This window comes from Gillisia xinjiangensis (genome assembly GCF_046298265.1).
Lineage (GTDB): Bacteria > Bacteroidota > Bacteroidia > Flavobacteriales > Flavobacteriaceae > Gillisia > Gillisia xinjiangensis.
Window position 1 is genome coordinate 123,111 of record NZ_JBKAHK010000009.1, and the last position, 15,626, is coordinate 138,736.

Below are 15,626 nucleotides of genomic sequence, written 5' to 3' on the forward strand. Positions count from 1 at the left end.
ATAGATAATTAAAGAACAAAACCTTAAATTGCGGTCGCTTAAAACCCCTGGAAGGAAAACATATTCCCGGTTTTGAAATTGGAATATCAAATTATAAACAACAAATAATTACACATGAAAAAATTAATCTATTTCATGGCAGTACTCACTGTCACCTATAGTTGTAAAACCACTCAGGATCTTGAAACAATTACACCGGAGCCGGTGGTGGTAAATATCGATTTGGTAAACGTTCAAAATGATAAAGTAAAGGTCACGTTAGACCCTGGTAAATTAACAGGTGCTCAAACCACATTTTATATTCCAAAGACGGTTCCCGGGACCTATTCTGTAGATAATTACGGGAAATTTATTGAAAACATGAAGGCTTTTGATTATCTGGGAAAAGAGCTTTTGGTTGCAAGAAAAGATGATAATTCCTGGTTGATCGATAATGCTGAAAATATGGATAAGATCACCTATTGGGTAAACGATTCTTTTGATGTGGAGGGAGAAGAAGGAGTATTCTCACCGGCCGGAACAAATATTGAAAAAGATAAAAACTTCATGCTTAACCTTCACGGTTTTGTTGGGTATTTTGAAAACTTGACAGAACAACCCTATAAATTGGTTATCCACCGGCCAACCGGGCTTATTGCGGGAACCAGCTTACAAATATCTCATTCAACCACCCAACAGGGTCCTCCCGGAACGACGATTGAATCCTATAACACCAAAAGATATTTTGAGGTTGTGGATAATCCAATAATGTATGCAAAACCTGATACCACTTCCATTAATATTCAGGACATGAAGGTTTTGCTGAATGTGTATTCCCCTAATAATGTATATACCACAAAGGACATTAAAGCCGGGGTTGAGGAAATGATATCGGCTCAAAAAGAATTTTTGGGTGAAATCGATAACACTTCCAACTATGCTATTTTATTATACCTTTCAGATCTGGAGGAGATGGATGCAAGAGGCTTTGGAGCATTAGAACACCACACTTCAACTGTTGTAGTTCTTCCGGAGACAATGCCCCTAGACGCCTTAAAAACTACAATTACAGATGTGGTATCTCATGAATTCTTCCACATTCTCACCCCTTTAAATATTCATTCGAACGAGATTCACTATTTCGATTATAACGAGCCAAAAATGTCTAAACATTTATGGATGTATGAAGGAGTTACAGAATATTTCGCAAACCTTTTTCAGGTAAACCAAAATTTGATCAGCAATGATGAATTTTACGATCGCATCTCTAATAAAATCGAAAGTTCGAAAAATTTCAACGATAGCATTCCGTTTACCGTAATGAGCGAAAACATTCTGGAAGAACCTTATAAAAGTGATTATTACAATGTTTACCTTAAGGGAGCCCTTATTGGGATGGCTCTGGATATAAAGTTGAGGGAACTAAGCAATGGCGGTATGGGTATTTTGGATATGATGAAAAAATTATCTGAAAAATATGGCAAAAACAAACCATTTGAGGACGAAGCCTTAATTCCCGCAATTGTATCGTTAACCTATCCTGAAATCCAGATTTTTTTTGATACCTACGTTAGTGGTACTACTCCAATTCCATATGCTGAATTTTTAGAAAAGGTTGGAGTCAATTATGAAAACAATCAAATTAACACCTCCTATTTTATCAAAGGACAAATTCCATATATAGATGGAAATCCGGAAACAGGTGCTCTTTTCTTCAGAAATAATATTACCTTAAATTCATTTCTTGAACAATTGGGGATAAAAAATGGAGATGTTATTAAATCTGTAAATGAGGCTGAATATACCATTGCAAATGTTTACGAATTGGTGATGAAATCCCAATCATGGTCAGAAGGTGAGGATATACAAATGATGCTACTAAGAGATGGTGAAGAATTAGTTCTTACCGGAAAGATTACACAACCCACAGATAGCCAAATCAAACTTAAAGAAGCTGATCTTCCCGAAACCGATTCAAAGGTTAAATTGAGAAATGCCTGGTTAAAAAATTAAGAATTTCAATTCGTTGATATAGAATTCGCTCATCTTAAATTATTTATTTCACCAGATTCCCACGGGAGATTAAGCTAAAAACCCTATTTTAATACCTTATAAAAATTGAATAAACCGGTATTTTTAATTTTTAAATAAAGATCCTATTCGTATCTTGACAAGCCACCATTAAAGCTAAAAGGAAACAATTTATATATGGAAATACCCATTCTTCAGGACATCGTAATAATTTTAGGACTGTCTATTTTCATTATCCTATTATTTCAAAAAATTAAAGTCCCTTCCCTTCTTGGATTTTTACTCGCGGGAATTATTGCCGGTCCATATGCTTTTAATTTAATAAGTTCCCAACACGAAGTTGAATTGCTTTCTGAAATAGGCATTATATTCCTGCTATTCATAATTGGGATCGAGCTATCCTTAAAAGGGTTGGCTGCAATTAAGAAAACAATTCTTTTGGGTGGTGGAATGCAGGTAGGTGGAACTATTTTAGTCACTGCCATAGTTTCTTATTTTCTTGGTATACCCCTAAATTCTGCAGTCTTTATAGGTTTCCTGTTTGCTTTGAGCAGTACTGCTATCGTCTTAAAAATCCTTCAGGAAAAAGGAGAAGTAACATCCCCACATGGACGTGTAGCTGTTGCAATCCTGATATTCCAGGATATTATTGTGGTGCCAATGATGTTGCTCACGCCCCTATTGGCGGGAAAATCAGATAATATCTGGGAAACGGTTGGAATTCTTCTTATAAAAATAATTGGAGTTGGTATTGTGATTTTTTTGCTGGCGATTTATATAGTTCCACGAATTTTTAAAATGGTTGTAAAAACCAAAAACCGGGAGCTATTTATTTTAACTACAATCGTTTTCTGCTTTGCAATAGCCTGGTTAACCTCTTCGGTTGGTCTTTCTCTGGCATTAGGAGCATTTTTCGCAGGGCTTATTATTTCCGAATCAGATTACAGTCATCAGGCAACAGCCAATGTGTTACCCTTCAGGGAAATCTTCATAAGTTTCTTTTTCATTTCTGTAGGTTCCCTGCTTAATCTTAACTTTTTCTTCAATAATATCCTATATATATTATTGCTGGTGGTAGGTGTGATTTTACTGAAAATGATTATAATTGGCATTACTGTCCTTAGTTTAAAGTACCCAGCAAGAACTGTATTTATGACGGTTTTTGCACTTTTCCAGGTAGGGGAATTCTCTTTGCTTTTATCTACCGTTGGAGTTCAAAATGATTTGCTGCCCGAGAATGTGTATCAGTACTTTTTGGCAATCTCGATCATTACGATGGGGCTTACACCATTTTTGATGAACTTTGCACCAAAGATCACATATTTCCTCGTAAAATTGCCAATTCCTGCTAATGTTAGAAAACGGCTCGACAATGTTAAAAGAGTTAACCAAAATCAACAAACTCCTACAGAAGAACTTACAGACCACCTTGTAATTATTGGATACGGGATCAATGGGAAGAATATTTCCAAAGCCGCTAAAAGCGCTGATATTCCTTATACAATTATAGACCTTGAACCGGATTCCTTCCATGCTGCAAAAGACGCCGGAGAACCAATTGTTTTTGGAGATGCCACGAATCCAGTGATATTGAAACATGTCCATGTTCAGGAAGCCAGAGTCGTTGTAATCGCAATTTCTGATCCCGATGCCACAAAGAAAATAATTAACGGAATAAGGGAGTTGAGCCAAACTGCCTGTGTTATTGTAAGAACGAGGTACGTAAAAGAAATTGAAGAAAATATTCGTTTGGGAGCCGATGAGGTAATTCCCGAGGAATTTGAAACTTCCATAGAGATCTTTAGCCGGGTATTACGAAAATACCTTATCCCACACAATGAAATCCAGGATTTTATAAATCAGGTACGCTCTTCAGATTATGAAATGCTAACGAGCATAAAGGAAGGACCGCATACTCCAGCCTACCAGCATTTAAATATTCCTAATAAAGAAATTGTGACTTTAAAGGTGGAGCAGGGAACCAATTCAATTGTGAATAAAACCATTCAGGAATCGGGTATAGGAAAAAACTTTGGTGTTACTATTTTAGCGATACGAAGAGGAACAACTTATTTAACCGAGATCAATCCGGAAACCTTAATTAAACAAGGTGACTTTCTATATCTTTTTGGCGCACCTTCAAACATCAATAATCTCAGCGAAATTCTTTCCTATTAAAGTTTAAATGACTAACAAATAACTGATTAAAATTTAATAACTTTAATAGAATAGACTTTTTTTTAAGAATAAACAACCTGAAATATTCATTTAAAAACTGAGATCATGAAATTTAAATCAGCAATAGTAATTGCGGCCTTTTTCTTAATTTTCACTTCATGTGGGGAAAAAACAGAAATAGTCGAATCCGGAACTTACCAGGGAACCATAGATGAAGTTGAACCTGCTAAAACTGAGATCTATGTACGAATTCAGGATGATAAAATACTTGAACTTTACTTTAACGAAAACACATCTTTAACCAGAAATGGAGAAACCATTGATTTTTCTGTTTTAGAGGAAGGACAAAATGTAGAAGTTGAAGTAGAAAAAACCGGTAAAAGATTAGATCCCATATCGGTGAAAATTTTAGAATAGATGATGGAATCAATCAGTATTTTAGGCGAACAGAGGAATGTCTTCTGTTCGTCCATTTACCTTTAGAGAAGTTTTGCCTTTCGGGTATCGATATTAAGCATTAAGCTGATGCGATCTTGGCACAAATCAAGAAATCTACATCGGAATTAATCTGGTAAGGATACTTTTGATTTTTGGATTCTATAGATCTCAGAAAAAATGATTTTTCCTGTTTGCCGGTTAAAAAAAGCAGATGCCATTCCTATCCTACCCTGCCCGATTTCGGCTTTTAAATATTCATTTTCAGAAACGATTCTTCTTTTGGATTCTTCAAGATTCCATTGCGTTATAGTGTCGGCAACTTCAAAGATTTGTTCCATCACAATATCCTGTGCTGAAATATTCAGCTCTTTTACAGCATCCTCAATTAACGGACTTATATAGGATTCTCTTCCTTGCATATAGTCCTTCAAAGCTTCAGCATAAATTTTATTTGCCGAATTCCCCATTAAAAGAATAAATTTTGCGCCTTGTTTTTTACAGGCTACTTCAATACTGCGTATAACTTCCTGGTCTGCCAAATTTCCGGCTGTCCTAATGGGAATTAAATCTCCAATCCCGGTATTCATGAGAACGTTTAATGGCTCCCGCATATCTATACAGTTTACCACTGTTGCAAGAGGCGGTGCATTTATGAAATCCATAAGTTCCTTATTCCGCAGTCTTCTGGAAACCAATTTCCCATCTACATAGCGTTGATTCCCATCCATCAAATATTCAAAGATCTCCTCCGGAGTAGATTTTTCTTTAGATTCCTGAATTTCTCCCTTTATAAATTCAAGTTCTTTTCCTACCGAATATTTCTCCTTTAATCCAATAATACTCAAATTAATATCATGTTCTTTGGCAAAAGTGTCTTTAAAATCTTCAAAGATTTCCAGCACATCATGATCTATAAAACTTGCAAATGTGGCATCAATGATTACTGTAGATTTTGGAGGTACACTCCAAAGAGTGTTTTTTATAGAAGCTTTATTAAAAAAAGACACCTCATTTGATAGTTCCAAACGGATGGTTTCACCTTTAAAAATCTTAGTGTTTTCTATAAAAAAGGCATTGTGATAATTGCTGCGCAACAAAAAGAAGATACTTACCAGGCCTCCAATAAATATTCCAATAAGTAGATCGGTAAAAATAATTGCGATTACGGTAACCACAAAAGGAATAAACTGATTCCAGCCTTTTTTAAACATAGACGAGATTACATCCCAGGAAGCTAATTTATAACCTATAACCAGTAAAATAGCCGCCAGGCTTGACAGCGGAATTAGATTCAAAATAGTACTGAGGAATAAAACACTAAGCAAAAGAAAAACACCGTGTAAAATCGCTGATAGCTTGGTTTCATTCCCCGCATTTATATTGACCGAACTTCTTACGATGACAGATGTTATGGGAATTCCTCCAACAAGGCCTGTTATGGTATTTCCTATCCCCTGTGCCACCAATTCTCTATTGGGAGGAGTTTTTCGCTTGTGTGGGTCAAGATCATCTGAGGCTTCAATAGCAAGTAAACTGGCAATGGAAGCGATTAAAGTTATGGTTATAGCAACTCCCCATACTTCCGGGTTGGTTATAGATGAAAAATCAGGAAAAGTTAGCAGCTCTGAAAAATGATCAATTTTTGGAATATTAACCAAATGAGCCGAAGTAAGGTGAAAAGAGGGCATAATATATTCAAAAATGAAATTTAGCAATACCCCTAAAATTACCACTACCAGGGCAGGTGGAAGTAATTTGAATTTTTTTAGCGGAGATTTGTCCCATAATATCATAATCGCAAGGGATAGTCCGGATATTAAAAGTGCTCCAGCCGTGAGAGAATCTACAAAATTCCAAAATGCAGGCTGCATCTGACGTAAAAATCCCAGACTTGGATCCAGATAATTTTCTTTGGATGCTTCAATTCCAAAGGCATAAGGGAGTTGAGCGATTATCAGGATAATCCCAATAGCAGCAAGTAAACCTTTAATAATGTTAGAGGGCATATAATCTGCGATGAGACCAGCCTTAAGAATCCCTAAAATAAACTGAAAGATCCCCCCCAAAACCACCGCCATTAAAAAAACTTCAAAACTTCCCAGTGAGGCTATTGAAGCCAGCACTACTGCTGTTAAACTGGCAGCAGGACCACTTACGCTTACAGAAGACATGCTTACACTTCCCACCACAAGACCTCCAATTATTCCGGAGATCAATCCTGAAAGCAGCGGCGCGCCACTTGCAAGTGCTATTCCAAGACAAAGCGGTAGCGCAACTAAAAATACTACGATACTGGCAGGAATGTCTTTATTCAAACTCGAAAAAAGAGGTTTTCTGGGGTTGAGTTCAACCTTGCTAACAATATTATTAAAACTAGGAATCTTTTTCAATAGAAGGGAATAATTAGCTGCCGGAAATTTAAGCTCCCAAAAGCAAGTTATACAAAAAGCTATAAAAATAATAAATTAAATGCTAAGAACCGTGCTTACCGCTTTTTTACCAAAAAATATTAAATTTTTCTTAAAAATTAACAAGGAACCCTTCCCTGTTCATAATCTGTTTGTTCAATAATTTTAAATAGATACCTTTAGTAATTAAACAACCTAAACCAAAAATAATGTCTGTACTTCCCGATAATTTGCTGAGATACCAAAAGTTTTTTGGTTTTATGCTGAAATACTGGAATAGTGACTTATTCACTCAAACCGCAGCCTCTGCCCTTGGTGATGAAAATAATGATGAAAAAGATGAAGCCGATTATGATCAAACTCCGGAAGAGCTGGTAGATGATCTTAAGCAAATGGGACCAACCTACATAAAACTTGGTCAATTGCTTTCTACGCGTCCGGATCTTTTACCTGATAACTATTTAAAAGCTTTGGCAAGCCTTCAGGATGACGTTCCTTCAATTCCATATTCTGAAGTTTCAAAAATTATCGAAGAGGAATTAGGGATCAGGATCTCCAAAGCTTTTTCTTCTTTTGATGAAGAACCTTTGGCAAGTGCTTCAATAGGACAGGTTCATAAGGCAACTTTGCGTTCTGGAAAACCAGTCGCGGTAAAAATCCAGCGACCGGGGATTAGAAAAAAGTTTCTGGATGATTTGGATACCCTGAAAGAATTAGCAGAATTTACGGTAAAACACACCCAGGTAGCAAGGAAATATGCTTTTGATGATGTGCTTGCTGAATTGCGCCGAATTCTTCTTCAGGAACTCGATTATTTAAGAGAAGCTCAAAATTTAATTAGCCTTGGAGGGAACTTAAAGGAATTTAAACATCTTACTGTACCTCAACCCATTCCGGATTATTCAACTTCCAAAGTGTTGACCATGGAATACATCGATGGAAAAAAGATCACTTCCATATCCCCCTTTAAAAAACTGGAAAATGACTTAAGCCCTTTGGTGGATGAACTTGTAGAAGCTTACCTGAAACAAATAATTACCGATGGCTTTGTACATGCCGATCCCCATCCTGGAAATATCCATCTTACCAGGGACCATAAAATTGCATTGATAGATTTGGGAATGGTGGCAAAGTTCACCCCTAATATGCAGGAAAGACTGCTTCAGTTGCTCATCGCGCTAAGCCAGGATGACGGGGAAGCCTGTGCCGATGTATTGCTGAATATGAGTGAAGTTGATGAGATTTCTGATGTGAAAAATTTCAGAAAAACCGTCAATAATCTTGTGATGGATAGTAAGGACCAAATGGCGAAGGATATGCAAACCGGACGATTGCTAATCCAGATGAACCGGGTAGCTGCAGAAAATGGCATTCACATCTCTGTGGAAGTAAATATCCTGGGAAAAATATTATTGAATATGGATCAAATAATCGCAGTCCTGGAGCCGGAGTTTGATTTACGAAAAGCAGTTAGAACCCACGCTCATAAATTGATGCGAGCAAAGATGTATAAGGAATTAAAACCTGAAAATCTTTTTTCTGTCGCGCTGGAAACCAAAAAACTCACCGAAAATCTTCCGGAACGGTTGAATAAAATTTCAGAAGCTTTAGCCAAAAACGAATTCAGCATAAAAGTGAATGCATTCGATGAAAAGAGATTTACAGATGGTTTTCAAAAAATAGCAAACCGGATTACCCTTGGCCTTATAATCGCAGCAATGATTTTAGGAGCTTCACTACTAATGATGGTTCCCTCCTCCTTCACCATATTTGGATATCCAGGATTGGCGATTATATTCTTTTTTATTGCTGCAATTGGAGGAATACTGCTTAGCTACATTATAATCTTCAAGGATGAAGGCTTCAATCAAAAAAAATAACTTATTTTTCAATCCTTAAAACCATCTTTCAATTTAAACATACCTATGAAATTTTTATATCTCCTAATCTTCAGTATAGCTTCCATTAGTCTTTATGCCCAGAAAATTGAACTTCCGGTAGACACCATGGTTGTTACAAATCATTCGGTTAACATCAATGGTAAAAACATAAATTACACAGCACAAACCGGAACTCAACCGGTTTGGAATGAAGATGGAAAACCAGTGGCGAGTTTATTTTATACTTATTATAAACGCAGCGATATCAAAAACACAGAAAACCGACCTCTGGTAATTTCTTTTAATGGAGGGCCAGGTTCGGCTTCTGTTTGGATGCATATTGCTTACACAGGGCCCCGGGTTTTAAAGATCGATGATGAAGGTTTCCCTGTGCAACCTTATGGTTTAAAGGAAAATAACTATTCGATTTTGGACGTAGCAGATATTGTTTATGTAAATCCTGTAAATACAGGGTATTCCAGATTGATAGAAAAGGAAGATGAAAAAGTGGATAGAAAGGATTTCTTTGGAGTCCAGGCAGATATTAAATACCTGGCCGGCTGGTTAAACACCTTTGTAACCCGAAAAAACAGATGGTTATCCCCAAAATATTTAATTGGTGAAAGTTATGGCACTACCAGGGTTTCGGGTTTAGCACTGGAATTGCAAAACAGCCAGTGGATGTATTTAAACGGAGTGATCCTGGTTTCCCCGACCGAAATGGGCGTTGACCGGGAAGGCCCTGTAGAAATTGCAAACAGGCTTCCCTATTTTGCTGCGGCTGCCTGGTATCATAAAAAATTGCCTTCAGCTTTACAGAATAAAGATCTGGAAGAGGTCCTGGCTGAAGCAGAAGAATTCACCATTAATACTGTATTACCAGCCTTAATAAAAGGCGGATTTACTTCAGAAGAAAAAAAGCAGGAAATCGCTTCCAAAATGGCATATTACTCAGGAATCGGGGAAAAAGTTTTCCTGCAGAACAATCTTGATGTTCCATTCCGGTATTTTTGGAAAGAATTGATGCGGGAAAGTGGAGGTTACACCATTGGACGGCTTGATTCCAGATACCTGGGAATAGATGCGAAAGTCGCCGGAGATTCCCCCGATTATAATGCGGAATTAACTTCCTGGCTGCATTCCTTCACCCCAGCCATCAATTATTACCTTCAGGAAGAATTGAAGTTCAAAACCGATATTAAATACAATATGTTCGGACCAGTTCATCCCTGGGATAGGAGCGGTGACAACACCGGTGAAAATCTACGCCAGGCGATGGCGCAAAACCCGAATTTAGATGTATTGGTGCAATCCGGATATTTTGATGGTGCTACTACCTATTTTAATGCAAAGTATACCATGTGGCAACTGGATCCCAGTGGCAAAATGCGGGATCGATTGAGTTTTAAAGGTTACCGAAGCGGACATATGATGTACCTAAGAAGTGAAGATCTTAAAAATGCGAATGATGATATACGGGACTTTATAGAAAATTCGCTTCCAAAAGCAGGAGATTCCGCGAAATATTAAAAAATGCTATTTTCATATTACAACCCTGCCGGTTAAGTAACCTGCAGGGTTTTTCTATTTTAACCCAATAAATATGTTTTCAGCTCCTCATAGGTTTTAATCTCAACAGACTTTTTCTCATTTTTCATTTGTGACTGAATCGATGCAGGAATTTCTATTTTTTCCCGAATCGCCGCTTCTACAGTTTCCAGAAATTTAACCGGGTGAGCGGTTTCCAAAAAAGTGCCGTGAAACCCTTTCTTTTCCTTTAGAAAGGATTTTAATCCCAAATATCCCACTGCACCATGGGGGTCCATGACATAGCCGGTTTTTTTATACATTTCTGCAATTGCTTCTTTTGTAACAGAATCGTCAAAACTATATCCGGATAAAACGTCCTTAAGATTCCCGAATTTATTCTGAAAAAGCTCCAGTATCCTTACAAAATTACTTGGGTTCCCAACATCCATAGCATTGGACACGGTTTGAATACTCGATCTGGGTTCAAATTTTTCCGTTTGCAGAAAGCGCTCCACCACATTATTTACATTATTGGCTGCAACAAAATGATCTATTGGAAGTCCCATTTCCCTAGCTAAAAGTCCGGCGCAAATATTTCCGAAATTTCCACTTGGGACAGAAAACACCAGTTTTTCATCTTTTTCCATCAACTGCTGATAGGCCAAAAAGTAGTAAAACATTTGCGGCAACCAGCGGGCGACATTTATGGAATTTGCAGAAGTCAGCCTTACTTTTCCCTGAATTTCCTGATCCAAAAATGCCTGTTTTACCATCTCCTGGCAATCATCAAAAACCCCGTCCACTTCAAGTGCGGTAATATTCCTGCCTAAGGTAGTGAGCTGTTTTTCCTGGATTAGACTCACCTTACCTTTAGGATATAGGATCACTACCTCTATTCCTTCAACACCAAGAAATCCATTGGCTACCGCTCCTCCTGTATCTCCGGAAGTAGCAACCAAAACGGTGATCTTTCCTAAATCATCCTTTTTTATGAAATACCCAAGACATCCGGCCATAAACCGGGCGCCCACATCTTTAAACGCCAATGTAGGCCCGTGAAATAACTCCAGAACACTTGTATCACTGGTAATTGGTACCACCGGAAAATCAAAATCCAAAGTGGTCTTAATGACCTTTTTTAATTCAGGTTCCGGGATCTCATCACCCACATATCCTTTAATTACTTCAAAAGCAATCTCATATTTTGACCTGGATTTAAAGTTTTCAAAGAAGGATGGTGGTAGTTTATTTATTTCCTTCGGAAAGTACAAACCCCTGTCCGGAGCCAGACCTTTAAGGACGGCATTTTCAAATGTAGAAACCTGATTTTTATCGTTTAAACTGAAATATTTCATCTTTTTATAGTATTGTTATAGAAGTCAAATTTAACATCCATCTAAACATAATTCTGTGTAGAGATATCCACTTCTGAATGTTTCATTAAATTATTTTTATACCCGTGGTATTTATCTTAGAAAGATGAAGATCAAAATCGATTTCCTTTTGTTGATAGAACTCCTGAAGGGCTTCTTTTACTTTTTCAGCGGCTTTCTCGCCCCTGCACATGGCATAAACCGAAGGTCCCGATCCGGAAATCCCAAAACCCAGGGCCCCATTCTCCATTGCGACTTGTTTTAATTCATGAAAAAACGGGATTAGAATAGATCTCATGGGTTCCACGATTTCATCTACCAAACTCCGGCCCATAAGAGCGTAATCATCGGTATAAAGAGCACTTACCAAAGCTCCTAAATTCCCCCACTGACTAATGGCACTTTTAAGGGATACATTTTGCCTTATCACGGCTCTTGAATCCTTGGTCTTAAGTTCGATTAACGGATGCAGCACAACCACTCTCAATTCCGGAAGGCTTGGTAATCTTAGCACTTCCAGGGGGTCATAACTTTTAACAAGAGTAAAACCACCCAGCAATGCCGGAGCCACATTATCGGCATGTGGATTTCCGCTTGCCAGCCGCTCTCCTTCCATAGCAAAAGGAATAAGCTGGTGTGGGGTAAAGGGTTCATCCAGCAACTTGTTAATTGCAAACACCGCACCGGCAGAACTTGCAGCACTGCTACCAATACCGCTTCCTGCCTTTATATTCTTGGTGATTTCAATATCAAAACCCTGATTGCTTTTTAATTTCTGAAGTAAGGCTATTGCAGAAACCCCGGCAACATTCATTTCCGTTTCCATTGGGAGGTCCTGCCCAAGAATCTTTGTGATCCTTATCCTTTTCAATTCATTTTTCCGAATGATCATTTCATCTCCCACATTTTCCAGACAACAACCCAAAACATCGAAACCACAGGATAGATTAGCCACCGTTGCCGGGGCGAATATTTTTAGTTTTTCCATCCCTATTTTTTTCCAATTCGTATGATGTCTGCAAATATCCCCGAAGCTGTAACATCTGCACCGGCTCCGGCTCCTTTTACAATAAGCGGTTGCACGCTATACCTGTCTGTAAAGAATAATACAATATTATCGCTGCCGTTCAAATTATAAAATGGATGCTCCAGCCCTACCTGCTGTAAACCAACTTTGGCCTTTCCGTTTTCAAGTTGAGCCACATATTTTAACTGGGCCTTATTTTGGGCTGCGCTTTGATACAATTCCTTGAATTGGGGTTCATCTTTTTCCAATAAATCAAAAAACTTCTCGTTTGTTTTTGTATTAAGACTTTCTTCAGAAAGGAAATTATCCTTCTCAATTTCGTCCAGTTCCATCTCCAATCCGCTAACCCTGGAAAGGATCAAAATTTTGCGGGCAACATCAATTCCGCTAAGATCAATTTTTGGATCCGGCTCTGTATAGCCTTCTTTCATGGCTTCTTCCACTATTTTATAGAAAGGTTCTTCTCCCTTATAATTATTGAATACAAAGTTTAGACTTCCGGAGAGCACAGCCTGTATTTTTTGGATTCTATCCCCGGAATCCACAAGATTTTTTAAGGTGTCAATTATAGGTAATCCCGCTCCCACGTTGGTTTCATATAAAAAGGAAGCGCCGTATTCCCTGGAAAGATTCATCAATTTTTCATAGTTCGAAAAATCATCTGCACAGGCAATTTTGTTGCATGTAACTACAGAAATAGAATTTGCCAGATAATTTTTATAAGTAGCTGCAATTACAGGACTTGCTGTATTATCCACGAAAACACTGTTTCGAAAATTCAATTCTTTTACCTTTTCAAAAAATGCATCCTGACTTGTTTCCTCTCCGTCTTCCAAAAGATTTTTCCAGTTTTCAAGATCTATTCCGTTTTCATCAAAGATCATTTTTCGGGAATTGGACATCCCAAGAATCCTTACTTTTAAACGAAGTTTTTCCAGCAGGTAAGTTTCCTGCCGTTTCAATTGTTCAATTAGTTTCCCGCCTACATTTCCTACACCGGTGATAAAAAGGTTAAGTTCTTTAGAAGGAACCTCAAAAAAGGTTTCATGAAGTGTATTCAGGGCTTTTGTAACATCCTTTTTAGCGATCACTGCAGAAATATTTCTTTCTGAAGATCCCTGTGCAATTGCCCTGATGTTGATGTTGTTATTCCCCAATGCACTGAATAGTTTCCCGCTTAAACCGTGATGACTTTTCATACGGTCTCCTACCAGGGCTATAATTGCCACATCATCTTCAATTTGGATGGGGTTTATCTTTTTGTTCCGGATTTCGGCTTCAAAGGCTTCATCCAATGCCACTTTTGCAGCCTGAGCCTCGTCATCCTTCACGGCGATGCAAATACTGTGTTCAGAAGAAGCTTGGGTTATTAAAACAACATTGATATTTTCCTGGTGCATCACTTCAAAAAATCTTTTTGAAAATCCGGAGATCCCAATCATCCCGCTACCCTCAATATTTACAAGACTTATATTGTCGATATGTGTAATTCCGGTAACCCATCTGAAATTATGTTTTCCTGATTTTGAAATCAAGGTTCCTTCCTCCTCCAATTTGAAGGAGTTTTTTACAAGAATTTCTATTTGTTTTTCCAGTAGGGGCTGAAGCGTAGGTGGATAAATCACTTTTGCTCCAAAATGGGATAATTCCATAGCTTCCTCATAGGACACATGCTTAAGCGGATAAGCCTGGGGAACAATTCGTGGATTTGCAGTGTACATTCCGTTAACATCGGTATAAATATACAAACGGGGAACATTAAGGGCAGCGGCAAGAATAGCAGCGGTAAAATCGGATCCGCCGCGTCCTAAAGTACTGGGGACTCCTTCATCATTTTTGGCGATAAATCCGGGAACCACATATAATTCCGATCGATTTTCAGCAAAGAAACGTTCTATATTTGTATTGGTTTTGGTGTAATTCACCTGTATCTTATCATTGGTGTTCTTACAAATGATCAATTCCCTTGAATCTACCGATAAAGCATCAATTTCGAGGCTTTTAAAATACTCCGCGATAATAAGGGAAGAAAGGATCTCTCCAAATCCCGCAACCATATTTCTGGTCCTGTTGGAAAGCTCATTTAAAAGATAAACCCCTTCATATAAAGTTTCAAGTCGGTTAAATTCGGTTTTAATCCTGCTCAAAATTCCGCTTTGTGCATTCACAGGAATCAATTCTTTAATGGCTTCCAAATGCCTTGTTTCATTTTTCTGAAGAATTTCCTTGTAAGTAAGATCTTCCCTGGAAGCCAGGAGTGCCATTAAGATAAGATCATCTGTTACTCCACCAAAAGCAGAAAAAACCGCGATGGTAGTATCTTCTTTTAAATGTTTCTGAATACAGGCTGCTACTAATTTTATTCTTTCAGGAGTGGCTACAGAGGAACCACCAAATTTTAAAATATTCATGAGAATGTTGTTAAATGTTAAAAAAAGAAATGGAAATCCATTAAGGTAATTGCGGGACGGAGAAACTATAGCTTTTTACCCCAAAGGGGTAATAGTAGTGAAAGTAGAAATATACATGCCCATAACAGCCATCGGAGAGATGGTTATGCCATAATATGTAATTTCCTTAAGTGCCATAGGTTTTAATCTGGAGTTAAAAGTATACAAATTAATAGAAGGAAAAAATTAATAGAAGGAAAAATACATTAAAAATGAAAAACCTATCTATTTTTGACAATAGATAGGTTAATACTTTATATGAAATCATAGTTCTTTCACCGGTTATGCCTGAATAACAAAACCTGTCTCAAATTCGGGTTTTATATATTTCC

At 37.7% G+C, this 15,626-nt stretch carries 9 protein-coding genes; 5 read left to right on the top strand and 4 right to left on the bottom strand.

Annotated elements, in window-relative coordinates; all coding sequences use genetic code 11:
* Window positions 1-114: 114 nt before the first annotated feature.
* From ACKGJN_RS14655 to ACKGJN_RS14665, 3 genes are all read left to right on the top strand, one after another.
* Window positions 115-1,992 carry a M61 family metallopeptidase gene (locus tag ACKGJN_RS14655; RefSeq protein ID WP_409540301.1) on the top strand — a complete coding sequence of 626 codons (1,878 nt, stop codon included), beginning with the start codon at window positions 115-117 and terminating at the stop codon, window positions 1,990-1,992.
* A 195-nt stretch (window positions 1,993-2,187) separates the two neighbouring features.
* Window positions 2,188-4,188: a cation:proton antiporter domain-containing protein gene (locus tag ACKGJN_RS14660; RefSeq protein WP_409540302.1), complete on the top strand. Its 2,001-nt coding sequence runs from the start codon at window positions 2,188-2,190 to the stop codon at window positions 4,186-4,188.
* 105 nt (window positions 4,189-4,293) lie between these two features.
* Window positions 4,294-4,605 carry a hypothetical protein gene (locus ACKGJN_RS14665; protein ID WP_409540303.1) on the top strand — a complete coding sequence of 104 codons (312 nt, stop codon included), beginning with the start codon at window positions 4,294-4,296 and terminating at the stop codon, window positions 4,603-4,605.
* A 146-nt stretch (window positions 4,606-4,751) separates the two neighbouring features.
* Here the strand turns inward: ACKGJN_RS14665 and ACKGJN_RS14670 are convergent, their stop codons facing one another.
* Window positions 4,752-6,941 (bottom strand): bifunctional SulP family inorganic anion transporter/carbonic anhydrase, encoded by a 2,190-nt coding sequence (locus ACKGJN_RS14670; protein ID WP_409540304.1) that lies wholly within the window; start codon window positions 6,939-6,941, stop codon window positions 4,752-4,754.
* Window positions 6,942-7,243: 302 nt separating this feature from the next.
* Here ACKGJN_RS14670 and ACKGJN_RS14675 point away from each other — a divergent pair, with 302 nt between their 5' ends.
* Window positions 7,244-8,914, top strand: coding sequence for an ABC1 kinase family protein (locus tag ACKGJN_RS14675; RefSeq protein ID WP_409540305.1), 1,671 nt, complete (start codon window positions 7,244-7,246; stop codon window positions 8,912-8,914).
* Window positions 8,915-8,959: 45 nt separating this feature from the next.
* Complete coding sequence (locus ACKGJN_RS14680) at window positions 8,960-10,444, top strand: S10 family peptidase (RefSeq protein WP_409540306.1); 1,485 nt, start codon at window positions 8,960-8,962, stop codon at window positions 10,442-10,444.
* Window positions 10,445-10,503: 59 nt separating this feature from the next.
* Here ACKGJN_RS14680 and thrC read toward each other — a convergent pair whose 3' ends face one another.
* From thrC to thrA, 3 genes are all read right to left on the bottom strand, one after another.
* Window positions 10,504-11,799, bottom strand: coding sequence for a threonine synthase (thrC, locus tag ACKGJN_RS14685; protein WP_409540307.1), 1,296 nt, complete (start codon window positions 11,797-11,799; stop codon window positions 10,504-10,506).
* 85 nt (window positions 11,800-11,884) lie between these two features.
* Window positions 11,885-12,805 (bottom strand): homoserine kinase, encoded by a 921-nt coding sequence (locus ACKGJN_RS14690; RefSeq protein WP_409540308.1) that lies wholly within the window; start codon window positions 12,803-12,805, stop codon window positions 11,885-11,887.
* A 2-nt stretch (window positions 12,806-12,807) separates the two neighbouring features.
* A complete protein-coding gene (gene thrA / locus ACKGJN_RS14695) occupies window positions 12,808-15,255 on the bottom strand; it encodes a bifunctional aspartate kinase/homoserine dehydrogenase I (protein ID WP_409540309.1) in 2,448 nt (815 codons plus the stop codon).
* Window positions 15,256-15,626: the final 371 nt, after the last annotated feature.